This is a genomic window from Mycobacterium sp. 852002-53434_SCH5985345 (genome assembly GCF_001667155.1).
Classification (GTDB): Bacteria; Actinomycetota; Actinomycetes; order Mycobacteriales; family Mycobacteriaceae; genus Mycobacterium.
In genome coordinates, this window is record NZ_LZIE01000085.1 from 1 (window position 1) to 22,983 (window position 22,983).

Genomic DNA, 22,983 nt, shown 5'->3' on the forward strand with positions numbered 1-22,983 from the left:
GGTGGCGATGACCAACGACTCCGACTACGGCCTGGCCGGATCGGTATGGACGGCTGACACCGACCGGGCTCTGTCCATCGCCGCCCGGGTCCGCAGCGGCACCCTCGGGATCAACCAGGGCTACACCATGGACCCGTTCGCCCCGTTCGGCGGCGTCAAGGGCAGCGGCTACGGCCGCGAACTGGGACCCGAGGGAATCGACAGCTACCTGGAGATGAAATCCATAGCGGTTTCCTGATCGTCGTCAGCCGCACCGAAACCGATCGTCAACCCGCCGACGGCGCCGAGGCCCGTTCCATTTCACGGGCGCGCTTGAGCATGCTTTTTGCGGCCCGCATCGACAACGCGGGCGAGAGCCGCTCAAGGTACCAAAAGACCTTCCACCATGCGGGCACCACGATGATCGCGTCTCCGCGCAACACGGCGCGAAGGGCGCGCTCGGCGAATTTCTCCGGCGCCAGCGGGCGCATCCGCTCCCACATTTTCAGGATTTCCTCGTTGCTGATGCCTGCTAATTCCGTCCGTCCGTACTTGCCGCCGGTAAGGATCGGGGTCCGGATCACTCCGGGACAGAGCACCGAGACCTGCACCCCGTGGCGCTCGGCCTCTAGCCGTAACGATTTCGACAACGCGACGACGGCGTGTTTGGTGGCGGTGTAGCTTGCCTGGCCCGCGGTTGTCATGAGACCGGCCATGGAGGCCGTGTTCACGATATGCCCGGAGTGCTGCCGGATCATGATCGGATACACCGCTTGGATACCGTGCACGACACCGCGCAGGTTCACGTCGAAGACGTCGTTCCAATCGTCGAGCGTGTACTTGTCGACCTCACCGGCGACTCCGATGCCGGCATTGTTGAACAGGTAGTCGATCCGCCCGGACTGCTGCACCGCCTCGGCGACGGCGCGCTCAAACGATGGGTAGTCGCGCACATCGAGTTCGATCGCGTGCGCCTTACCACCGCCGCTGTTGAGGCGTTGTGCGAACTCCCGCGCAGGGCCGATCTGCCGATCGGCGATCCAGACCTCGGCGTGCCCGTCGACCAGCGCGGTGGTCAATGCCGCGCCGATGCCGGACGCGCCGCCGGTGACGAATGCAACCTTCCCGGACATGCTCGCTGCCATTTCAGCAGCCTAATCCCTGAATCGCGGCTGGTAGAGCGGATCGTGACAACGAAGCCGCCGAGGCGACCCACGTCTCTGTGAACCATGTGTCGGCCGGAATCGCCGGTTTCTCGGATACACAACGTGCCCGCGGTAACCTCATTCTCATAGCGCGCAACGCGCCAGGGAAGGGGACGAATCGCTCATGACCGACCTTGGCGACGACGTCGAAGTGACGCGCGGCGACCGCTTCATCAAGACGGCGGTCGAGATATTGGGCGAGACGGGACGCACCGACTTCACCGTGCAGGAGGTCGTCGCCCGCTCCAAAACGTCGTTGCGCGCCTTTTACCAGCATTTCAGCAGCAAGGACGAGCTGCTGCTCGCGCTGTTCGACCGGACCATCGCCCAATCGGTGCAAACCTGGCGCACCGAGACCGACGGGTTGGACAGCACCGCGGCGCTGAAGCTGGTGATCGATCGCGTCAGCCAGCAACCGGAATCGAGCACCCAAGACAGCCTCAATCGCGCACTGACCCTCTACAACCAACATCTGGCCGAGACCCGTCCACGCGACTACGCCCGGGTGCTCTCACCCTTGCATCGACTCATTCGCGACATCGTGGGGCAGGGCATCACCGAGGGCGTCTTCAACCCGGGAGTGGACGTCGGGGCGGCGGCCGCCATCGTCATGCAGACGGTGATGGGGGCACAGCGATTGCATTGGCTGGGAACGGAATTGAACGGAGCTCCGGTCGACGTCGGTCAACTGTATGACTTCTGCAGTCGCGCCCTGGGTATCCGGGACGGCGAAGAAGAATCGAGCACGCCGTCGCTGAGCGAACTTTTCGCGCAGATCGGCATGCGGCCGGGAACCCGCGATGGCGAATTCGCGATGACCATGCCGGTCAGCCCGGCCGTCGTCAACACGTCCGGGGCACTGCAGGGCGGCCTGATCGCGACGCTCGTCGATGTAGCGGGCGGACAATTCGGGCTGGACTACCTGCAGTCGGACACCACGATGACGACGGCGGACCTCTTCATTCGGTACCTGCGCCCGATCCGCCAGGGCTCCGCCTTCGCGGTCCCCCGGATGCTGCGGGCCGGGCGACGGGCGATGGTGATGCAGGTGGACATCTACGGCGAGGCCGGCGACGAGCTCGCCGCGACCGCGACGGTGAATTTCGCCGTCATCAACGGGACGACGCCGGAGCTTCCCAACTGGCCAGACGCTTAGCCGGGGCTACGAGCGTCACGCCAGCGTGGCAGTTGCCATCGAACGTCACGCCAGCGTGACGGCCAGCGCGACGACCGGGCCCCGGTGGCGCTACACGCGGCGGGACCAAAGTGGTAACGTCATTACCACCTACCGAGAACCCGAGTACTTCCGCAAGGAGATCGCCATGCCGTCTCGCGAACTTTCCTTCCCCGTTTTCGACGCGGACAACCACATGTACGAGCCGCAGGAGGCACTGACCAAGTTCCTCCCGGAGAAGCGCAAGAACGTCATCGACTACGTGCAGGTGCGCGGCCGCACCAAGATCGTGGTACGCGGCCACATCAGCGAGTACATCCCGAACCCGACCTTCGAGAAGGTCGCCAAGCCGGGCGCCCAGGAGGACTACTTCCGCAACGGCGCGCAGGGCAAGAGCTACCGGGAGATCCTGGGCGAGCCGATGAAGGCCATCCCCGCCTTCCGCGAGCCGGGCGCGCGGCTGGAGGTCATGGACGAGCTGGGCATCGACTACGCCCTGATGTTCCCGACCCTGGCCAGCCTGGTCGAGGAGCGCATGAAGGACGACCCGGAGATGACCCACGACGTCATCCACGCGCTGAACCAGTGGATGCACGAGCAATGGTCGTTCAACTACAAGGACCGCATCTTCGCCACCCCGGTGATCACGCTGCCGATCGTCGACCGCGCGCTAGAAGAGCTTCAGTGGTGCCTGGAGCGCGGCGCGCGCACCGTGCTGGTCCGCCCAGCGCCGGTGCCCGGCTACAAGGGCAGCCGGTCGTTCGGCCTCGAGGAGTTCGACCCGTTCTGGCAGGCCTGCATCAAGGCCGAGATTCCGGTCTCGATGCACGCTTCGGACAGTGGCTACTCGGAGTTCGCGAACGTGTGGGAGCCGGGCGACGAGTTCCTGCCTTTCAAGCCGACCGCGTTCCGGAGCTTCGCGATGGGCCACCGGCCGATCCTGGACGCGATGGGTGCGCTGGTCTGCCACGGCGCGCTCTCCCGCAATCCCGAGCTGCGGATCTTGTCGATCGAAAACGGCGCCGACTGGGTGCCGGACCTTTTCAAGGGCCTCAAGGGCGTCTACAAGAAGATGCCGCAGTCGTTCAGCGAGGATCCCATCGAGGCGTTCAAGCGCTGCGTCTACATCACCCCGTTCTGGGAGGACCGGTTCACCGAGATCGTCAAGATGGTGGGTACCGACCGGGTGCTGTTCGGCTCGGACTGGCCGCATCCCGAAGGCCTGAAGGACCCCATCTCCTTCGTCGACGAGCTCGCCGACTTCGACGAGGCCGACGTCGCAAAGATCATGGGCGGCAACCTGATGAAGCTGATGAAGGTGTCGGCGCCGGCGAAGAAACCCGTCTCGGCCTAGGGCGCTGGCCGGAACCTACTCCGATGCCCGGTGCCGTCGCGGGCCCGACCTGCTAAGCGCACACGAAAGAACTACATCGCCTCCTTGATCCCTCGTCGGATCAGCCAGACATTCGCCGGCCAGGCCGTTGCGAACCCGATGATCATCCCGATCTGCATCAGGAACCAGTACGCGGCCGAATCGGGATGCAGGGGCGACGGAAAGAGAGCGAACGACATCACGGCCATCCAGCCGAACAGGCCAACTTCAAATGCGGTGAGCGACAAGACGTCAGCCTTTGCCGCCGCGAGCATGCCTTTCCGGAAGCTCAGCCCGCGCATCGGGGCGATCGCGAAATACTGGAACAGGACACCCAACGCCAGGGCGGCGGCATAGTCGCCGATGTATTCGGGCAACAAGGCGCGCCCAAGCAGCTCCAAGCCGAGTGCGAAGACAGCGAATTCGGCGATGATGTCGCCGAGCGTGCATCCCGCGCCACAGTGACTTACCCCGATGGCGGTGGTAGCCCAATCCGGCTTATCGGGCGGTCGGTCGAGGTCGTGCTCGCGTAACCAGCGACGGCTGTTCGGACGGCCGTAGCGCCAATACATCCACAGCGCTACCGGCCCGAAATAGAGCGCGGTAACCGGCCAGACGGCCTCCATGATGCCCATCCGCTGTCGGTATCCGCGGGCGTAGATGTCGCCGAGAATTACGGCCGCCACTGTGAAGCCCAAAGCCAACGAGACCCATGAGACGGCGGTCAACCAGGTAGGTGGAACCATTATGAATCACCTCGCAGCGGGGTTGTCGTTTGCGTCCTGTCGGGACCGCCGAAGACCGAGACCACCCCTTTGGTCTCGAATAGCGCCAAGTGGACATCGGCAGCGGTTCGGTGACCGTGCTGGCGCAGGATCACATCCATGTCCTCGTGAGTCAGTCTGCAACGCAGCAGGTTCCGCTCGTCGAGTTGGCCATCACGGATGAGCACCCGTACCGGCGGATCGACGAGTCTGCGCACCCATGGAATGAACCGCAGGCGCGCGACAATGTCGTGCGCGGCGATCAGGGTGAGCAGCGCGGCCGCTCCGGTCAGCCACGAGGTGCCGGCGGCCGTCGCTGTGCGACCGACGATGGCACCCACCGCGACGGCGGTGACCCAGTCGAATGGCGTGAACTCAGCGATCGTGCGCCGCAGCGTCAGCCGGAAAGCCGCGGCGGCGGTGAGGAACAGTGCTAACGCCTTGACGGCCGCGTACAGCGCCGGCCGCCACCCGTTGTACAGCTCGAGTAATAGGTCGTGCATCACGATCACCCGTTTCACTCTCGATCGGTGCGCACATAACAGAACCACGTCAGGATCGCGAACCCGATGTAGCACCCGAGGAAGATCCATAAGGCCGGCGTCTCGGTGCGAGCGGTCAGGTAGGACTGCCGCAACACAATGTCGATGGCGAATCCACCGAACGCGCCGATCGAGTCGGCGAACCCAACCATCGCTCCCCCAACGTTTTTCGACCACTGCTTGCGGTCGTCGTCACTGAGATCGAGCGACCTACTGCGGGCCTCGAATACCGAGGGGATCATCTTGTATATTGATCCGTTGCCGGCCCCGGCTAGAAGGAACAGGCAGACGAAGCCGACGCCGTAACAGACTATCGACGTGGCGGTGAGGCGGCCGCCGTTGTTGTCCTCGAGCGTGCTGGCGAAGACGAGTAATCCGGCGGCGAGACTCATACCGCCGAAGACGGTCAACGTCACCCGGCCACCGCCTAAACGGTCGGCGAGCTTGCCCCCGTAGACCCGCGCCACTGACCCCAACAGCGGTCCCACAAAAGCGATTTGGGCCGCATGTAACGAAGCGTGGGCGGAGCTTTGCCCCGCTTCGGTGAATTTCATGTGCAGCACTTGGCTCAGCGCGAAGGAGAATCCGATGAATGAACCGAAGGTGCCAACGTAGAGCAGCGAGAGGAGCCACGAGTCGCGCTGCTTGATCATCTTTTTCATGGCAACGAAATTGACCCGGTACTCCTTGATGTTGTCCATGAACATGAAGGCGCCGATGCTGGTCGCGGTCAGCAGCACCATGTAGAGCCCCGACACCCAGTACGGCTGCCGGTGGCCGGCCACCGCGATCACCAGCAGGCCTACCAGCTGGATCGCCGGCACACCGATGTTGCCGCCGCCCGCGTTGAGCCCCAGCGCCCACCCCTTGAGCCGCTGCGGATAGAAGGCGTTGACATTGGTCATGGACGCGGAAAAGTTGCCGCCGCCGAGCCCGGTCAGCGCCGCACACACCAGATATGGCCACAGCGGCAGGCCTGGATTGGCCAGCAGGACGATCGTGCCCGCGGTGGGTATCAACAGCACCAGAGTGGAAACCACCGTGAAGTTGCGCCCACCGAAGATGCCGATCGCGGCCGTGTAGGGAATGCGCATCAGCGCACCCATTAGCGTATTGACGGCGACCAGGAGGAACTTGTCGCTTGCCGAAAACCCGTAGACCGATTCGGGCATGAAGAGCACCAGTACCGACCACAATGACCAGACGCCGAAGGCCACGTGGTCGGTCGCGATCGACCATGCCATGTTTCGGTGCGCGACGGCTTTGTTGCCGTCCTCCCAGGCCTTGGTGTCTTCCGGGTTCCAGTGCAGGATGTCGTGTGAGCGGGCCATGTTGACCGCGTGCCCGACCGCGCCTCTGGCAAACCCCACACACCGAATGATTGGCTGTGACTTACCTATTAAGTCGTTGTGAGGTGACCAAGCTATCCCATCCTCATCGGGCCCGGCCTTTGCAGCGGGCTGCTGGCGTGCCGAAGAGTCGGTACCCTTCGCCGGTGTCGATCTGCGGGTCCACCCCCTCCTGGAAGAGGATGATGATGTCCGAACCGCCGAATTGGAAGTAGCCGAACTCGTCGCCCTTTGCCATTTGTGTGTTTTCGACTGCGGTCAGCGTCACCGACGATACGTGCGCCATACCAACCGGAATCACCGCGACGACACCGATGTCGCCGCAGTCGGAAGCCGACGTGTCGATGGTGACCACGCCGCGGTTCTGAAAGAACTCGTAACCGGTGGTTGCGCTATCGCTGGACTTGAACTCGTGGCCGTCGAGAGACACCTGCATGAATACCTGTCCGCTGATGAGGAAGGTCTCTTTCACCAGGCCAGAGACGGGCAGGTGGTAACGGTGATACGAGTTGGGCTTCAGCATGTAGTGCACAAACGTCCCTCCGCCGAAGCTCTCGCTGTATGCGCTACCCTCAATGAGCTGCTTAATATTCCCAAAAGTGTTGACGCCTTTGAGGGTTACCGGCGGGATGTTGGAGTCGGTGTCGATGTCGTAGGCGTGCTGGAAGACGCAGTCGGCGGGAGAGGTCACCACCAAATTGCTGCCGGGTTCGGCGATCGGGCGCAGTCCCCCGTTCAATTCACGACCGAAGAACTGGTTGAACGTCAACCAACCGCTGGGCATGTTGGGCTTTCCGTCGACCAGCGACTCATGCACCCGATACTCGGGCGCGAAATCGATGAAGGACTGCAGGATCTCCGGGCTGAACGAATCAGCGGTGTCCAAGAAGCTGCCCCACTGCCGCGAGAACTCGGTCATCCAGTCGCGAAAGACCTTGGAGCCCTGCGGCGCGGCCCCGTCCACCCCCTGGTCAACGAGGAAGAAGAAGTGTGCTGTCCGGTCGCTGACCTCTTGGGCCTGTCGTTCAGCGGGGTCGGCCCCTTGCCATGCCTCCGCATCGGACTGGCGGGGCACCCATCTGACGAAGCTCTTCAGATACTCCTCGTACTCATCCAGGTTGGCCGGCCACTCCAGCGCGGCGAACAACTCCGGCCGCAACTCGGCCTCGGCCGATTCGCGAGCCTGCTTCAACGACCGCTCGAGGAGGTCCGCCAGTCCCTGTTCCTTCTCGATGACATCGCGCAGCTTTCGGATGATCGCATCAGGATCGCTCATCTCACTTCTCCCACGGTCATTCCCGACATGTTTCGTTCGTGAGGCGTACCCCCTCAAAGCCGAGATAACACAGGCCGCCGTGCGGCGGTCAGGCCAAGGGGACCGGCGAGCGAGTCCTTTTCCGGATTGCATTCGACCGTGATGGGTAGTCGGCGGTTGTGGTCGGGCTCATAGCTGAGCGATGATTCAAACGTAAAGAAGGCCCTGGCATGGCGATTCGACTGAGTAGCATCAACGTCTCCCCTGACGCGTTCGCAGCGGTGATGGCGACCGGAATCCTCTCCACCGCCGCCAAGGATCATCAGTACACGTCAACCAGCAACGCGCTCAGTGTGATCGCGCTGCTGGCTTGGGCGGTCTTGGTAGCACTTGCGGTGGTGCTCGCCACGGCCAAACGCCGGCTACTTCCCTGGGGCTTGGCGGAGCTCGAGAATTCGCTGCCCCTGTTCACTTTCGTTGCCGCATGCGCCGTGCTGTGCAACCGGCTTTCGTCCGCCCACCCGCTGATACTTCCGGTTCTTGGCGCCATTGCCGGTTCGGCTTGGCTGGGCCTGGCTCTATCCAGCCTGCGCAACCTGGCAACGCAGCGCTTGACTGCGTCGCGCGACCAGGTCCACGGCGCATGGTTATTGTTCAGCGTAGCCACGTCCGGCCTGGCAATCGTGGCCGCCAAGCTCGCAAGCAGTACCGGGCACGGTCAATGGTTGATAGCCGCGGTGGTTACGTGGGTTTTGGCACTGGCCATCTACATCGCGATGACCGCATTGATTGTGTGGCGCGCCGTCGACGAGCGGCTGGACCGTGAAGGATTCCAGCCTGACACTTGGATTTTGATGGGCGCGCTTGCCATCGCCGTGGTGGCTGGCCACGAAATTCACGTCCAAGCTCCAAACTGGCTGGCGGCGGGTGTGTTTGCGATCATGCTGACGGCGTGGGCAGCGGCAACGTTGTGGATACCGCCGTTGATCTATTTCGGTTTGCACCGCGTCGAGCAGCGGCCCAAGCTTTTGCGATTCACCGGCTCGTGGTGGACGCTCGTGTTCCCGCTGGGGATGTATTCGGTGGCCATCAACATGATCGCCAGCGAGGCTAATATGCGATCGCTGCACACCGTTGCACTAGTGTTCTTCTGGGACGCGCTGTTGGCCTGGTCGATAGTGGCGATCGCCGGTTTATTGCGCATCCCGCGAGCCCTCGCCGGTGCGCGCCAATAACGGCGCGCCGCCCCCGCCAAGTGGTTGTCCGGAGCCGTATTCGTCCGGGCCTGCGTCCGTTACGAACCCGGCAGCGTCACCCTGGGCTTTCCGTTCTTCACGTGTACCGCGTGCGTACCCGGTTTTTTTCGCAGTTCGTCCAGTAAGCCATCAAGGTGGTCGGGATCGGTGTGCCAATGCTGCACACTTTCCGGGTTCTCCGCCATGTCAGCCACAACGCGTTGCAAGTTTTCAGGCGAATCACTGTCTTTGAGACTTGCACCGTCTTTGGCCGAGCGGTCACGCCCCTTGCCGCCGGCGCCCGCCGCGGCCCTGGGCAGTGCGGCGCCGAGCGCGCCTCCGACCATGCCTGCCGCAGCCAACCCGCTGAAAAAGCTGCCCTCGCTCACCACGGCCGCGCCGATGGCGCTCTCCGAAGTGCCCGACAACACCGCGGCGACAGTCCTGATCGCGGGAGTGGCCACGGCCCAACTCGGTGGAACCGCTAGCCCTCCCACTAGGCCGGCCTGACCGACAGCCGCCGACACGGTCGTTCCCAATGCCGTTCCCGCCGAACCCAACCCGGTCGCGAGACTTGGGGTCGCGGCCTTGACCGCGACCGTCAGGTCACCCAGATGCCGCGCCCCGATCACCAAACCCATGATGGTGCTGATCATTACGTCATTGGCCGGCAGGACCGCCTTGGGTATCAGCTCCACGTTACCGGCGAGCTTCGCCAGCGGGGAAGAGTTCAGGCTGCTGAGAAAGCTCGCCAATGACGAGGACGGCGGCGGATCCACCGCCGCCGGAGCCGCAAGGCTTCGCAGCGCGGTGGGAGTCGCGGATGTCAGCTGGGACAAGGCGGACTGAGTGTTCGTTCCGGCTGAGGTGCCGACGCCCTGGTTCACGGCGGCGGTCTGCGCCGCGGTGCCGGCCGGGTTTGTATTTTGCGCGGGCGAATCGAACGGCGTTACCGCGGAGGCCGCCGCGGATTGGCCGGCGTAGCCGTACATTGCTGCGGCATCACGGGCCCACATGCCGGCGTATCGTGCCTCGTTTGCGGCGATAGCCGCGGTGTTCTGACCGAGTGTGTTCGTGGCAATGAGCGACTCGAGCTCGGCGCGGTTCGTTTCGATCACCGGCGGCGGTACGGTGGCCGCGAAGGCGGCCTCGTAAGCCGCCGCCGCCGCCCTGGCTTGGTTTCCCGTCTGTTCGGCTTGCGCTGCGGTGGCGTTCAACCACGCGGCGTATGGCGCGGCAGCGGCCGCCATGCTCGCCGATGCCGGACCCAGCCATGCGGTGGTCAGCCCCGAGATCACTGACGAATAGGAGGCTGCGGTCGAACGCAGTTCGGCGGCCAGCCCATCCCACGCCGCGCCGGCGGCCAGCATCGATCCCGATCCTGGGCCGGCATACATGCGCGCGGAATTGATCTCCGGTGGCAATGTCCCGTAATCCATTGCTAGCCTCCTTGATTCGCCGGGAGTGCGCTGGCGGTTTCAGCCGCTGATGGTGACGTCGCGCCGTTCGTCATCATTCGCCGGCCTCGTGGATCACAAAGATGTTCGCCGTGGTGGCCTCGCCGGCGGCGGGGGTGGCGCTCCCCATGCCGGCGGAACGGGCTGCCGCCCCGCCGGTTCCGGCCACGGCGCGGCCGGCCAACCCGGACAGGGCCATGTTGCCGACGAGGGTGCCCTGGCCGTCGGCGACAAGCGCCGCCGGGGCCGCAGCCAGGCTGCTCTGGGGCAATGTCGCGGCAACCGCCTTGATCTCGGGGGCGGCCGTTGCCCAGCCTTGCGGCACGGACAATCCGCCCACCACGCCCGCGCGGCCAATGCCCGCCGACACGGGCGCGCTGACCATGCGCGGCACTCCTACAGTGGTTGCCTTGGCCAGTGCTTTGGAGTAATTCTCCGCCGACCTGGTCAAGTTCGCGGCGGCCTGCGGGAGCAGATAACTTTGCGTGCCAAGGAGATAAGGAACACCGGGAATGGTGAACAACGACAATGGTGACAGCGGCCCGGTGATGAACCCGTCGAGCGCCGAAGCAAGGGATGGCGGATCGGCAGCCGCGGCGGGCGCCGCGGATTGCATGGGCGCGGCGAGGGTTTGCAGCGCCTCGGGCGTCGCGGCTAACAATTGCGGCAGGTGCGTCGCCTGGGCGCCGGCCGCCGTGCCGGTGGCTTGGCTGACCGCCGCAGCCTGCCCCGCGACGCCGGCCGGGTCGGTTGTCTGCGGCGGCGGCTGAAAAGGCGCCACCTGCGCAGCCGCCGCCGAGGAGCCGGCGTAGCCGTACATGGCGGCCGCATCCTGCGCCCACATCTCCAGGTACTCGGCCTGGGTGGCCATGATCGCCGGGGTGTTCTGCCCGAGAAAGTTCGTCGCGATCAGCGCCAGCAGCCGAGCACGGTTCGCCGCCACCGACGCCGGCGGCACGGTCGCCGCAAACGCGGTCTCGAACGCGGCGGCCGCGGCCCGCGCCTGGGCTGCCGTCAGCTCGGCCTGGCCGGCTGTAGTGCTCATCCACGCCGTGTAGGGCGCGGCCGCGGCCGCCATCGCCATCGACGCCGGACCCCGCCACCCGGCCGTCAACCCGGAGACAACCGAGGTGTGATTCGCCGCCGTGGCGTGCAGCTGCGCTGCCACGTCGTCCCATGCCACCGCCGCCGCCAACATTGGTCCGGCACCCGGGCCCGTATACATGCGAGTCGAGTTGATTTCCGGCGGAAGCACGCCGAAATCTATTGCCACACAATACCTCCTACCCAGGCCCGCAAATCGATCCACAATCCACCCCAAGCGCGGTGCATTGCTTCTTATCCCTCGGCGACTTCCCGGTTTGGACGTTTATACGCTGGGAGTGGGCGTACCGAATCCTGTCGATATCCTGAAAACAATTACTATGCGCAACTGTTTCCTGATGCATTATTTGGGGCATCGCATGTTGAAGCGATGCCCGCGGGGTACTCCCCGACCGATAGCGATGTCGGACGCTGCAGGGTGCGGGAAAGGAGGGCCCCATGAGCACGGCACCGGACGGTCATGTGCAAGTCAGCATCGATGACGACGTTGAGTTCTTTGCCGAGCAACTCAAGAGGTTGAAGGAACTCGGCGAGCAAAAGGAAGCGGAGGACGTCTTCAGCGACGAAGACATTTACGACCTCAGCGTCCGATGGGGAACGGCGCTCGCCGGACGGCTTCCGCGGATGGCGCACTACAGTTCCATCGGTCTGCTCACCGACGCCGACGAGCGCCGGTTTCAATCGCTGTGTGACGAATTTCGGGCGGTGTCGCCCCTGATCGAGAGATTCAAGCTGGCGCGGCCCAATCTCACGGATTTGCGAGAGGGCGGGACCAACAGGCGGGTGCGGCGCGCGGCGAAATGGCGACGCCTCCTTCGCCCATAGCTGGTGTCACGCGATTGTGGACCTGAGGGACACGGCGCGAGCCATTTGCTCCTCGGACAGAAAATCCTTGCCGCTCAACCTGATCGCGGTCCTGGGCTTGGGGCACTCGGGGTTGCGACACGTCAGCGCTACCAGGAAAGCGTCGGCGTCCTCGTCGAGAAAGAGAAAGCCCATGATCATCGCATCGCCGACCGCGAAATCCGTCGCGCCACAGGCCTCGCAGTGCCCGCCTTTGACGGCGATCAGGTCGAGCACACACTGACGCGCCACGGCATCCAAACCGATCAGCTCCGGACGCAAACCGACTTGCTCGCTGGCTCCCTCGGTCATGTCGGTCATCTCAGATCTCCACGTCCTTGTCGTAGAAGACGCGGTCCTCGCGCCAGCCCCCCGTCCCGAAGCCGATGCCGGCGAAGTCCTCGACGAACTCAATCTGGTTGATCCATTTGGTCATTTTGAAACCGACCTGAGTTTCGACCCGCAACCGCAACGGCGCACCATGCTTGATCGGTAGTGGCGCCCCGTTCATTTCGTATGCCAGCAGCGTCTGCGGCTTGCGGGCGAACTCCAGATCGATGACCTCGTAGAACTGGCCACCGCCATGTGAGGCCGGTTCGTCGGTGCTGTTGTCTTGCATGCTGAGGAAGCAGACGTATTTTGCCTGTGGCAGGGGGCGCACGAGTTCAACGAGTCGGCCCAAATGCAGGCCCTTCCATTCGGCGATGCTGGTCCATCCCTGTACACAGTTATGCATGACGCACTGCGACTCCGGCTCCGCCAGAGACCGCAGAGCGGCCAGGTCCAGCGTCACAGGATTCTCGACGAGGCCACCCACTCGCAGTCGCCAGTCAACGAAGTTATGGGCGGCCATCACTTTGAAGTCGATGCCCGTTGGGGGCTTGCCGTTGACTCGGTGTTGCGGAGAGATCTTGCTCGGCGGGTAATTCTGCCGGGAGTTGAGCGGCCGCAACAGGAGTAGCCGCGCACCGGTGGTCACGGCCCCGAGTACGCGCTGCACCGACCGGGGACTGCGATGGCTCCAGCTGGTGGCCGCCCAATGAATGGCGACAACGGCGCCGATAATCACGAAGGACAGCGCCGTAGCCCAATAGGCGTTGCGCACCGACCCGAAGATCATCAAGGCGGTGAGCCTGCCCCAGCCCCAGAAAAAAATCATCGACAGATGGATCGCGATGAACACAATGAACGCGAGCAGTCCGAAAAAATGGAGGCTGCGGGCCTTCTGACGGCCGCCGAACATTTGCACATACCACGGAAACCGCGCCTCGATCGCGGGAGACTGGGCGGCACCGGTCAGGATCTGGAAGGGTGCAAGCAGAAAGACAACACCCGCATAGGTCAGCTTCTGAATGGCATCCAAGGGTTCTCCGGGGAGCAGCGGCGGCAGGTTGAACGACATGTAGGTGACGATGTCGTTCCATGCCTCAGGAAAGATGGACCAGGAATACGGCCAATACCGGTGCCACTGCCCGGTCGCGAACAGCAGGATGTAGTAAGACAGCCCCACCAATATCCAGCCGATGACGGAGATGAAGTGCCAATGCCGCCCCATGCCCAACTGCGCATGGCCGGGCAGCGCAACGATCGGGTGATAGTCCTCTTCTTCGTCGAGCGTGTCGTATAACCGGTCCCGCGGCATGACTTTGCGGGTGAAGCGCGCCCATTCGCTGCCGGGTCTGCTGTCGTCCTGCCCATACAGCTTCGGGTGGGTGGAGAGGATTTCGATGCCGCTGCGAATGAGCAGCGTCAGAAACAGCACGTTCAGCCAATGGTCCACCCGCAGCCACACCGGGTAGTCGAGCGTCGTCATGCCTGAGCTCCAGTCAGTCGTACCACTGTTGTCGTTGCGGGTAGGCCACGTTGATGCCGGAGAGCACAGTCGTGTGCACCGCGATGAAGCCGGCGGCGAACACAACAGCGAACGTGCCCGGCGCTAGGTCCCATCGGCCGGTCAGCGCTTCCAGCCCCGGCAGGGTGACCCACCGGCTGACTACGTAGATGACGATGAAGGTCAGGCAGACCAGACTCCCCGAGTACCAGCCCACTTGTGGCACACGCGGTTTGGTGGCGAACACCATGGCGCCAGCGGCCGCCAGGCAACAGACGCCCAGCAAAGCAGAGTAGACGGCGAAGTACAGGGGCAACCCCGGTTCCGTGGTCAAGATGTAGGCATGCAGGGCCACCAGGCCCAGCAGCAGCGATCCGCCCAATGCGGTCACCGTTCGCGGCAGGTTGAAGGCGACCCAGCCATTGAGGGTAAGCACCGATGACGACACGATGCTTCGCCAGAGCGAGATCAGCCGCCCCAGGACGACATCGACCATGGGAGCGTGGTACCCACGCTGATTAATTACAAACCGTCCTGGTTAAATTGCCGGGCTCGAGCCGGCCCGCACGCCACGCTGGGAAACTGTTGCATTGAGCATGCGGCTGCCATTGATACTCTTACTGACTGTGCCTGGCGAGTGCTCAGCGCTTTGGGACCAGCTTGCGGGACTCAGCCCAGGAATGGGTCCGTAGGAGGAACGGTCAATGGCGGCCGAAAGAAACTGGGACAAGACCGTGGGCGCGGCCGACGACGTCCGCCGCATTTTCGAGAATGTCCCCGCGCTGTTGGTTGGCCTCGAAGGGCCCGACCACCGATTCATCGCGGTCAATGCCGCTTACCGAGCGCTCAGTCCGCCGATCGACAGCATCGGGCTGCTGGTGCGGGAGGTTTACCCCGAGCTGGAGAGCCAGCAGATCCTGCAAATGTTCGACCGGGTCTACGAGACGGGCGAACCGCAATCGGGAACCGAGTGGCGGGTGCAAGCCGACTTCGAGGGCTCGGGGACGGCACAAGAGCACTTCTTCGACTTCATCGTCACGGCGCGGCGCGGCGACGACGGCTCGATCGAGGGGGTACAGCTCGCCTTCGTCGACGTGACCGACCGGGTGCGGGCACGGCTGGCCGCCGAGTCGCGCATGGAGGAGTTGTCCGAGCGGTACCGCAACGTGCGCGACTCGGCCACCGTCATGCAGCAGGCACTGCTGGCGCCTTCGGTACCCGTCGTTCCCGGCGCCGACGTGGCCGCCGAATACCTCGTTGCCGCGGAGGACACGGCCGCCGGTGGCGACTGGTTTGACGCGATCCCCCTTGGGGATCGGCTGGTGCTCATCGTCGGCGACGTCGTCGGCCATGGCGTCGAGGCGGCCGCGGTGATGTCGCAATTGCGCACGGCGCTGCGGATGCAGATTGTGGCGGGGTACCCGCTCGCCGAGGCGCTGGCGGCGGTCGACCGCTTCCACGAACATGTGCCCGGCTCGAGGTCGGCCACCGTGTGCGTGGGGTCGCTCGACTTCGGCACGGGTGAATTCCAGTACTGCACGGCCGGGCACCCGCCGCCGCTGCTCGTCGGTTCGGAGAGCGATTCGCGTTACCTTGAGCCGTCCGGCGCCGGGCCGCTGGGCAGCGGCACGGGTTTCCCGGTGCGCACCGAATTCCTGGGCGTGGGCGACGCGGTCATGCTCTACACCGACGGTCTTATCGAACGTCCCGGCCGGCCGCTGGTGGCCAGCACCGCCGAATTCGCCGAATTGGCAGCCAACATCGCCGGTGGCCAGGGCGGGTTCGTGATCGAGTCCTCGGGGCGGCCAATCGACCGCATCTGTTCGGAGACGCTGGAACTGTTGCTGCGGTCGACCGGCTACAGCGACGACATCACACTGCTTGCGGCGCAACGGCGTACGCCGCCGCCACCGCTCCAGATGACGCTGGATGCCACGATTCATGCCGCACGCGCGGTTCGCTCCCGCCTGCGTCAGTGGCTCTCCGAGGTCGGCGCCGCCCCCGATGACATTTCCGACATCGTGCACGCGATCTCGGAGTTCGTCGAGAATGCGGTCGAACACGGTTACGCCACAGAGGTTTCCGACGGGGTTGTCGTGGAGGCGTCGCTGGCCGGAGACGGCAACCTGTACGCGTCGGTCATCGACCATGGGCAGTGGAAGGATCATCGCGAAGGCGAGCAGGGTCGCGGCCGCGGCCTGGCCATGGCCGAAGCCCTGGTATCCAGTGCCCAAGTCACTCACGGGCCCGGCGGAACCACCGCCAGCTTGACGCACCGCCTGTCGCGGCCCGCCAATTTCGTCACGGACACACTCATCAGCCGGGCCGATCAGCAGCAGCGGTCGGCGAACTCCGAATTCGTCTCCGTGGTCACCGAACCGGGCCGCATCGTCGTCAGCGGCGACGTCGACTCCACTACCGCCTCCACACTGGATCGCCAGATCGCGGTCGAAAGCCGTTCCGGCGTAGCGCCGTTGACCATCGATCTCAGCGCCGTTACCCAGCTCGGGTCGGCCGGCGTCAGTGCGCTGGCGGCCGCGCGCGACCGTGCACAACGACAGGGCAGTGAGTACGTGCTGGTGGCCCCGCCGGGGAGCCCGGCGCACCACGTCTTGTCTCTGGTACAACTGCCGGTGGCCGGCGGGCTCGCCGAGAATCTCGTCGCCGAGGGCTAGGGCCGGTCGGATCGCCGGCCGTGCCGCACCTCCTTGAACGGCACGCCCCGGTCGGCTGCGTATTCCCGCGGAAAGCCAAGCACCCGCTCGCCGATGACGTTGCGCGCCATCTCCGTGGTGCCGCCGCCCATCGCGACGGTCTGGCGGGCCAGGTAGCGCAGGCCGGTTTCCAGGCCGTCGCCGGGTTCTCCGACCACGCCGGCACTTCCCGCGATCGCCATGGCGGTATCGACATCCACGAACACGGTCTCGGCGTGGAACAGCCTGATGAGTGTGCCGACGGCCGGCGGCAGTGTGCCATCTCGGACGCTGCGGTAGACGTGACCGATCAACTGCTCGGCCACCGCACGTTGTACGAGTGCGCGCCCGGCCATCTGCTGCACGCGTTCGTTCCCGGCCTGACCCGTTTTCTCGATGAGGGCCACGTAGTCAACGGGATTCGCGTTGCCGCCCTCGCTGCCGCTGCCACTGGCGAACTCGGAGCCCTGCCCCACCGCCCGGCGCTCGTGGTACAGCTGCCGCGACGCCACCGCCCAGCCGCCGTCGACCTCCCCGACGACGGCGTCGTCGCCGACGTCCACCCCGTCGAGAAACTCCTCGCAGAACTCGGTGGAACCGCTCAGCATGGTGATGCGCCGCAACGTAATTCCCGGATGAGCAATGGGCACCAGGAACATCGTCAAGCCCTCGTGTTTGGGCACATCCCAGTTGGTGCGGGCCAGACACAGTCCGTAGTCAGCGGCGAACGCGCTGGTGCTCCACGTCTTGGCGCCGTTGAGTACCCAGCGGTCGCCCTGGCGCTCGGCCCGGGTCAGGACGCCGGCCAGGTCGGATCCGCCGCTCGGCTCGGACAGCAGCTGCACCAGCACCTCATCGCCACGCAGCGCCGCCGCGAGGTGTTGCTTCTTCTGATCCTCACTGCCGGTGTCGAGCAGCGTGGCGCAGCAGATGGTGAACGTGGGGGTGTTGAGGATCAGCGGCATCTCATAGTCGATGGTCTCCGCGTCGAATGCCTTCTGATATTCGTAGTCCAGGCCGAGGCCGCCGTACTCGCGCGGGAAACAGATCCCGGCGAATCCGCCTTCATACAGCCGTTTTTGCAATTCTCTGGCCCGCTGCCAGGATCGTTCGTCGTCGCGCGGGGCGGGCGGCGGGCACTCGGGATCGATGCGGGGCATGTTGTCTGCCAGCCATTCCCTGGCCCGGGCCGCGAACTCGGCAACGGATTCGGTAGGCGTCATTTGTTTAAACGCCCCGCCTTCTCGTGCTCATACACGCGCAGGTTGTGGTCCTCCGGCGTTCCGAACATGGAGCGATACAACGTGATTCGGCGCAGGTAGAGGTGCAGGTCGTGTTCCCAGGTGACGCCGATGCCGCCGTGCATCTGCACGCAGGCCTGGACGATCTGGCCGGCCATCTCGCCCACGTAGGACTTGGCGATGCTGGCCGACAGGCCCGCCCCGGGTGAGTTGGCGGCGACGTCGGCGACCGCCGCGGCCGTGGTGGCCCGGCAGGCTTCCAGCCACAGCTTCATGTCGGCGAACTTGTGCTTGAGGGCCTGGTAGGACGCCAGCGGGCGCCCGAAGGTGTGCCGGTCCAACGCCCACTGGACGGTCAGGTCGAACACCGTCTGCAGGACGCCGACCACCTCGGCGCACTGCAGGGTCTGCGCGATTTGGCTCTGCCGGTCGATCAGGGTGGCGGTCTCGCCGGCGGTGCCGACCACCGCCGTTCGATCCACCATCACACCGTCGAAACGCACCCGGGCATATTGCTTGACCAGGTCGACCGACTGCTGGGGCTCGATCGTGACGCCGGGCGCGTCCGTGGGGACCAAGAACTGGCGGAGCTCATCACCGCTGCGCGCCACCACCAGCAGCACCGCGCTCTGCGCGCCCGCCTCGACCCGGTCCTTGGTGCCGTCGATGCGATAGCCCGAATCGGTCGGGGTGGCCGTCACCGACGGATTCAGCGGCGCCCACCCCTGGCCCGGCTCCGAAACCGCCCACGATGCCACGCTTTCGCCGGACATCAGCGCCTCGATGGTGTCCGCGTGCGATTGCCGGTCCGCACACTCGACGAGCGCGGTCAGTACGACGCTGACCGGATACAACGGCCCGGGCGCCACGGTCTTGCCGAGCTGTTCGGCGACCATGGCCAGATCCGCCAAACCGCTGTCCGAGACGCTGCCGCCGCCCAATTCCTCTGGCACCAAAAGGGCCGTCCAGCCGAGTTCCGCGGCGCGCCGCCACCATGCCGGATCGAACGACACCCCCGCGGCGTGCAACTCCCGCACGCGCCGCAGCGGCGCTTCCTTTTCCAGAAAAGCCTGGGTGGTCGAGGTGAACAGCGTCTTTTCGGGAGAGTCGAGTGTGGTCATGCTGCCTCTCGTGGAGAGTTCTCCGGCGTTTTCGATGGTAGCAACGAGCACTACGGTAAGAGATACCGGAGTTCCGTCGATAGCGCTGCTCAGCGTTACATGGCGAATACACGGCGCAGCGAACGCGCGTGCAGCGCCCGGTTCTCCTGAGAAACCACCCAATCGGGAACCAACGAGTCAAACCCGTTGAATGCCGCTGCGATGACGTGCAATTCGGTGTGCACGTAGGCGTGCAACAGCCTGTTCGCGTAGTCGATGGCTTCGTCGCGGCACGGATCGATCTCCGCGCAGCTGATGAACGTCGGCGGCAGGCCCTCGAGGTTCGCGCGGTGCGCGGGGACGTGCTGGCCGTTGGCACTCGCATGACCGAGGTAATGGCCCCACGCCCGGCTCACGGCCGGCCCATTGAGGCCCGGCGTGCGCTGGAACTCGCGCCGGGATTGGGTGGCGTCGGAATCGAGCATCGGCTGGTGCAGGATCTGCACCAGAATCTGTGGGCCTTCGTCATCGAACATGCGCTGACTCAGGCCCGCGACCAGCGCCGCACCCGCGTCGCGGCCCATCACGGCGATGCGGTTGACGTCCGCCTTCAGCTCGGCGCAATTGCGGATGGCGTAGTAGAGGCCGGCCTCGACGTCGTCCAACGCGGCCGGGCACGGGTGTTCCGGCGCGAGCCGGTAGTCCACCGATACCACCAGGCATCCGGCTTCCTTGGCCAGCTCTACACACGGTGCATGATCGGTGTCCAAGTTGCCGGTCACGAATCCCCCGCCGTGGGCGTACAGCACAAGGGGTGCACCTGACCCGGCTTGATCGAGGTCGGGACCCCGGTAGAAGCGAAGGTTCAGCTCATGCCCGCCCGGGCCGGCGATGGTGCGCGTTTCGACGGCCACCTCGGCGGTGCCGGCCGCGGCGGCGCGCTCGGCTGCGAGCCGGTTGGCGTGCTCCCGTTCGGCGGGCAGTGTCTCGACGCGGAATTCGACGACGCCCAAGGAGGTGGCGGCCTCCCGGAGCACCGGGTCGATCCGGTTAAGGCCCTGTGGCCGCGTCAGATTCGTTTGTGTCATACCTTCTCGTCTTCCGGGCTCGGCATGCGGGCTCGTCCGGTCCCGGCGCGGGGCCGTGCCGGAAACCTTCTTCAAGGTAGACCTGCGATTCCGTGTGGTGAAAGACGAGGTGCGTATCGCTTCAGCTCGGGCGGGATTCACCGTTCCCCGGGAAGCGCCTTGACCGTCGCCGGTAGCCCGTAGAGAGCGGTCGCGTTGCCGCGCATGATCCGCTCGCGCTGGTCGGCCGGGAATCGGTTGATCGCATAGGTCGGCGAGTCGTAGCTCCAGTGCGGGTAGTCCGTCGAGAACATCAGGTTGTCGCCCAGGTCCATCATCTCGAGGTACTCGCGGAACTGCACGGTATCGGCATCTTCCAGCGGCTGGGTGGTGAACCGAACATGTTCGCGCACATACTCCGACGGGCGGCGCCGCACGTGGGGCAGGTCGCCGCGGCGGGCTTCCCAGATGCGGTCCATCCGCGACATCACCGGCATCGCCCACGTGAAGCCCCCTTCGACGAACACCACCCGCAGGTCAGGGTGGCGGTCGAAAGCGCCGTCGAAGACCAGGCTCATCAAGTGCGAGACATATAGCAATGGCCAGGACGCAAAGAAGTCGTGCCAATGCGCGGGGTTGCCGACGGGATAAAGCGGGATCAGCTCGAACGGTGTCTGCCCCATCAGGTGTGTGGCGACCGGGAAACCGTTGCGCGCCGCGGCTTCATAGAGCGGGTCGAAATGTGGGTTGCCAAAGGGGATCCCACGAGTCTGCGGTGTCATCAGCACCTGGGCCATGTACGGGTGTCCCGCCCACCGTTCGACCTCGCGCGCCGCCTGCTCGGGCGTCTGCGCGCTGACGCTGATCGATCCGCGCCACCGGCCGTGCTCGTTGTTCGTGTCGAGCCAGACGTCGGCAAGCCAGTCGTTGTAGGCGGACTTCAGAACGTGTTCGGCCTGTGGCAGCTGGGCGTCACACATCGGTTCCAGCGTCGCGATGCTAACGCCGGCGTCGAGCAGCAACTGCTTGGCGGCGAACCCCGGGTCGCTGCCCGCGAACCCGCCACCCGGCGGGGCGGCATCCATGCGCAGCGACATGGTCTTGTACGAATCCGGTGTGTCGTAGAAATGCGGCACCGGGGTGACGGCGTTTCCGGTCGGCCATATCTTGTCCACCCATTCGGGTGGCGCGTACGACTTGAGCACGTCGGTCGAGACGGGCAAGGGGTGCACGTCGGTGTCGACGATGCTCACCGCAATTTCGTCGTCATGACCGGTCGGCGAATCGACCCGTTCGATCGTGGTCATCGGACACGCTCCTTCAGCCCGTACAGCTCGCTGGCGTTTCGCCACAGCACCTTGTCGCGTTGGGAGGGATCAAGGCACTCGGCAACGGTCTGCGGCGGAGTAGTGGACCAATGGGGATACGCCGACCCGTACATCAGCAGGTCGGACTTGCCGCTGAACTCCATCCAGCGCTGCGCGTCGCCGGCGTCGGTCGGTCCGTCGAAGGCAGACGAGCAGAACCTGACGTGGCCAGGCAGGTATTCGCTCGGGTAGCGGTCGACCCACGGCGTCTGGTCGCGCATCGACACCCAGAAGGTGTCCAGCCGCCAGATCAACGGGGTGAGGATGTCGTAGCCGCCGTCGGCGAAAACGAATTTGAGGCCAGGGTGCCTGCCGAACATACCCTCGACGATGAGGGTCGCCAGATGTACGAAGTAGTTCAGCGGCATGAACGCGGCATATCCCGGATAGGTATGGGCGTGCCCGGCGAAGGTGGGCGGATAGTCGACGCCGTTGCCGCCGTTGATGTGCACCGCCACTGGCAACCCTTGTGCGGCCGCGGCCTCCCAGATCGGCTCGAACATCGGTTTGCCGTAGGGCTCGCGTGACTGCATCGGGACACCGACCTGGACCAGCTTCGGGTGATCGCCCAGGCGCTCAATCTCCGCGACGGCCCCCTTGGGGTCTTCCGGGTTGACGCGGATGGTGCCCCGGAATCGATCGGTGTTGTCGGGCTCGATCCAGCGGTCGAGCAGCCAGTCGTTGACCGCCGCGCAGATTCTGCTGTTGAGCAGGTAGTCGGCGATGTTGCCGCGGGTCAGCGGGTTGAGGATGGCGTACTCGACGCCCTGCGCGAACAGGTCGTGAATGACCGTCTCCGGGTCTGACCCCGGGTAGTGCTCCCCGTAGAGGTCTTGCCGGTAGTCGCCGCCGGGTGCGGAGTACCACTGCTGTTCGACGTCGGGGATCGACCGCAGCTGGTGGGCGGCGGGCAGGTAGCGCCGGATCTCCGCGTTGGAGCGGAAGTGCGGCTGCACATTGGCATCTATGACCGGGCTGATCATGCGGTCAGGTACACCTCCCCGTCGGTGACATCGACCGGGTAGGTGCGGATCCGCCGCGCCGGATCGGCGAGATTTTGACCGGTGGTGATGTCGAATTCCCAGTTGTGCCAAGGGCACCGGACGATTTGTCCGTCACGGACCCGCCGCAGCCCGCCGGGTTCGTCGGGGGCGAACTCGTTGGTCCCGCCGAGAAGACCCAGGCACAGCGGGGCGCCTTCGTGCGAGCAATAGTTCACGATCGCGTAGAACTGGCCGCGCACGTTGTACACGCCGACGCCGAACTTCCCGACGTCCACCAGCCTCATCCCGCCGGGCGGTAGGTCGTCCAGCGAGCACACGAATCGCCGCTCGGCCACTTGCATCACCGCCTCCGACGCCACGCAGCTTCAATACTGAGCCCGTTACGGTAACCACGACAAGCC

Annotated in this window: 22 protein-coding genes; 6 read left to right on the plus strand and 16 right to left on the minus strand. The window is 64.9% G+C overall.

The window, feature by feature from the left end:
• A partial coding sequence (locus A5756_RS21205) for an aldehyde dehydrogenase family protein (protein WP_156659748.1) occupies positions 1-238 on the plus strand: 238 nt, incomplete at its 5' end.
• 28 nt (positions 239-266) lie between these two features.
• Here A5756_RS21205 and A5756_RS21210 read toward each other — a convergent pair.
• A complete protein-coding gene (locus A5756_RS21210; RefSeq protein ID WP_066957146.1) occupies positions 267-1,124 on the minus strand; it encodes an SDR family oxidoreductase in 858 nt (285 codons plus the stop codon).
• A 184-nt stretch (positions 1,125-1,308) separates the two neighbouring features.
• Here A5756_RS21210 and A5756_RS21215 point away from each other — a divergent pair, with 184 nt between their 5' ends.
• Positions 1,309-2,340 (plus strand): hotdog fold thioesterase, encoded by a 1,032-nt coding sequence (locus tag A5756_RS21215; protein WP_066957149.1) that lies wholly within the window; start codon positions 1,309-1,311, stop codon positions 2,338-2,340.
• A gap of 166 nt (positions 2,341-2,506) precedes the next feature.
• Positions 2,507-3,712: an amidohydrolase family protein gene (locus tag A5756_RS21220; RefSeq protein WP_066957282.1), complete on the plus strand. Its 1,206-nt coding sequence runs from the start codon at positions 2,507-2,509 to the stop codon at positions 3,710-3,712.
• A 71-nt stretch (positions 3,713-3,783) separates the two neighbouring features.
• On the opposite strand, the gene A5756_RS21225 is transcribed toward A5756_RS21220, so the two are convergent.
• The 4 genes from A5756_RS21225 to A5756_RS21240 form a co-directional block, all read right to left on the minus strand.
• A complete protein-coding gene (locus A5756_RS21225; RefSeq protein WP_231989103.1) occupies positions 3,784-4,365 on the minus strand; it encodes a DUF4396 domain-containing protein in 582 nt (193 codons plus the stop codon).
• A 110-nt stretch (positions 4,366-4,475) separates the two neighbouring features.
• Positions 4,476-5,015: a DUF421 domain-containing protein gene (locus tag A5756_RS21230; protein WP_231989102.1), complete on the minus strand. Its 540-nt coding sequence runs from the start codon at positions 5,013-5,015 to the stop codon at positions 4,476-4,478.
• Positions 5,012-6,367, minus strand: coding sequence for a NarK/NasA family nitrate transporter (locus tag A5756_RS21235; protein WP_066957284.1), 1,356 nt, complete (start codon positions 6,365-6,367; stop codon positions 5,012-5,014). Before A5756_RS21235 ends, A5756_RS21230 begins: the two co-directional genes overlap by 4 nt.
• A gap of 103 nt (positions 6,368-6,470) precedes the next feature.
• A complete protein-coding gene (locus A5756_RS21240; protein ID WP_066957155.1) occupies positions 6,471-7,661 on the minus strand; it encodes a phosphatidylserine decarboxylase in 1,191 nt (396 codons plus the stop codon).
• A gap of 209 nt (positions 7,662-7,870) precedes the next feature.
• On the opposite strand from A5756_RS21240, the gene A5756_RS21245 reads away from it, so the two are divergent.
• Entirely contained in the window at positions 7,871-8,875 is a 1,005-nt protein-coding gene (locus A5756_RS21245) for a tellurite resistance/C4-dicarboxylate transporter family protein (RefSeq protein ID WP_066957158.1), read from the plus strand.
• Positions 8,876-8,934: 59 nt separating this feature from the next.
• Here the strand turns inward: A5756_RS21245 and A5756_RS21250 are convergent, their stop codons facing one another.
• Positions 8,935-10,314, minus strand: coding sequence for a PPE family protein (locus A5756_RS21250; RefSeq protein ID WP_066957161.1), 1,380 nt, complete (start codon positions 10,312-10,314; stop codon positions 8,935-8,937).
• A gap of 73 nt (positions 10,315-10,387) precedes the next feature.
• Positions 10,388-11,599: a PPE family protein gene (locus tag A5756_RS21255; protein WP_066957288.1), complete on the minus strand. Its 1,212-nt coding sequence runs from the start codon at positions 11,597-11,599 to the stop codon at positions 10,388-10,390.
• A gap of 275 nt (positions 11,600-11,874) precedes the next feature.
• Between A5756_RS21255 and A5756_RS21260 the strand changes: the two genes are divergently transcribed.
• Entirely contained in the window at positions 11,875-12,261 is a 387-nt protein-coding gene (locus tag A5756_RS21260) for a hypothetical protein (protein WP_066957163.1), read from the plus strand.
• Positions 12,262-12,267: 6 nt separating this feature from the next.
• Here the strand turns inward: A5756_RS21260 and A5756_RS21265 are convergent, their stop codons facing one another.
• The 3 genes from A5756_RS21265 to A5756_RS21275 are packed head-to-tail and all read right to left on the minus strand — an operon-like array spanning position 12,268 to position 14,606.
• Complete coding sequence (locus tag A5756_RS21265) at positions 12,268-12,600, minus strand: hypothetical protein (RefSeq protein ID WP_231989101.1); 333 nt, start codon at positions 12,598-12,600, stop codon at positions 12,268-12,270.
• A 1-nt stretch (position 12,601) separates the two neighbouring features.
• Positions 12,602-14,092 (minus strand): molybdopterin-dependent oxidoreductase, encoded by a 1,491-nt coding sequence (locus A5756_RS21270; protein ID WP_066957166.1) that lies wholly within the window; start codon positions 14,090-14,092, stop codon positions 12,602-12,604.
• A 13-nt stretch (positions 14,093-14,105) separates the two neighbouring features.
• Entirely contained in the window at positions 14,106-14,606 is a 501-nt protein-coding gene (locus A5756_RS21275) for an oxidoreductase (protein ID WP_066957169.1), read from the minus strand.
• A 208-nt stretch (positions 14,607-14,814) separates the two neighbouring features.
• On the opposite strand from A5756_RS21275, the gene A5756_RS21280 reads away from it, so the two are divergent.
• Positions 14,815-16,785 carry a SpoIIE family protein phosphatase gene (locus A5756_RS21280; RefSeq protein WP_066957172.1) on the plus strand — a complete coding sequence of 657 codons (1,971 nt, stop codon included), beginning with the start codon at positions 14,815-14,817 and terminating at the stop codon, positions 16,783-16,785.
• Here the strand turns inward: A5756_RS21280 and A5756_RS21285 are convergent.
• The 6 genes from A5756_RS21285 to A5756_RS21310 form a co-directional block, all read right to left on the minus strand.
• Positions 16,782-18,026 (minus strand): acyl-CoA dehydrogenase family protein, encoded by a 1,245-nt coding sequence (locus tag A5756_RS21285; protein ID WP_066957175.1) that lies wholly within the window; start codon positions 18,024-18,026, stop codon positions 16,782-16,784. The two genes, A5756_RS21280 and A5756_RS21285, sit on opposite strands and share 4 nt — an antisense overlap.
• The gene (locus A5756_RS21290; protein WP_066957178.1) at positions 18,023-19,165 is read right to left on the minus strand and encodes an acyl-CoA dehydrogenase family protein; all 1,143 of its coding nucleotides are present in this window, start codon (positions 19,163-19,165) and stop codon (positions 18,023-18,025) included. The genes A5756_RS21285 and A5756_RS21290 overlap by 4 nt, the downstream gene beginning before the upstream one ends.
• Positions 19,166-19,260: 95 nt before the next feature.
• Entirely contained in the window at positions 19,261-20,232 is a 972-nt protein-coding gene (locus A5756_RS21295; RefSeq protein ID WP_066957182.1) for an alpha/beta hydrolase, read from the minus strand.
• Positions 20,233-20,369: 137 nt separating this feature from the next.
• Entirely contained in the window at positions 20,370-21,518 is a 1,149-nt protein-coding gene (locus A5756_RS21300; protein ID WP_066957185.1) for an amidohydrolase family protein, read from the minus strand.
• Positions 21,515-22,561: an amidohydrolase family protein gene (locus tag A5756_RS21305; protein WP_066957188.1), complete on the minus strand. Its 1,047-nt coding sequence runs from the start codon at positions 22,559-22,561 to the stop codon at positions 21,515-21,517. The genes A5756_RS21300 and A5756_RS21305 overlap by 4 nt, the downstream gene beginning before the upstream one ends.
• Positions 22,558-22,941: a Rieske (2Fe-2S) protein gene (locus A5756_RS21310; protein ID WP_232005385.1), complete on the minus strand. Its 384-nt coding sequence runs from the start codon at positions 22,939-22,941 to the stop codon at positions 22,558-22,560. The genes A5756_RS21305 and A5756_RS21310 overlap by 4 nt, the downstream gene beginning before the upstream one ends.
• Between the last annotated feature and the right edge of the window lie 42 nt (positions 22,942-22,983).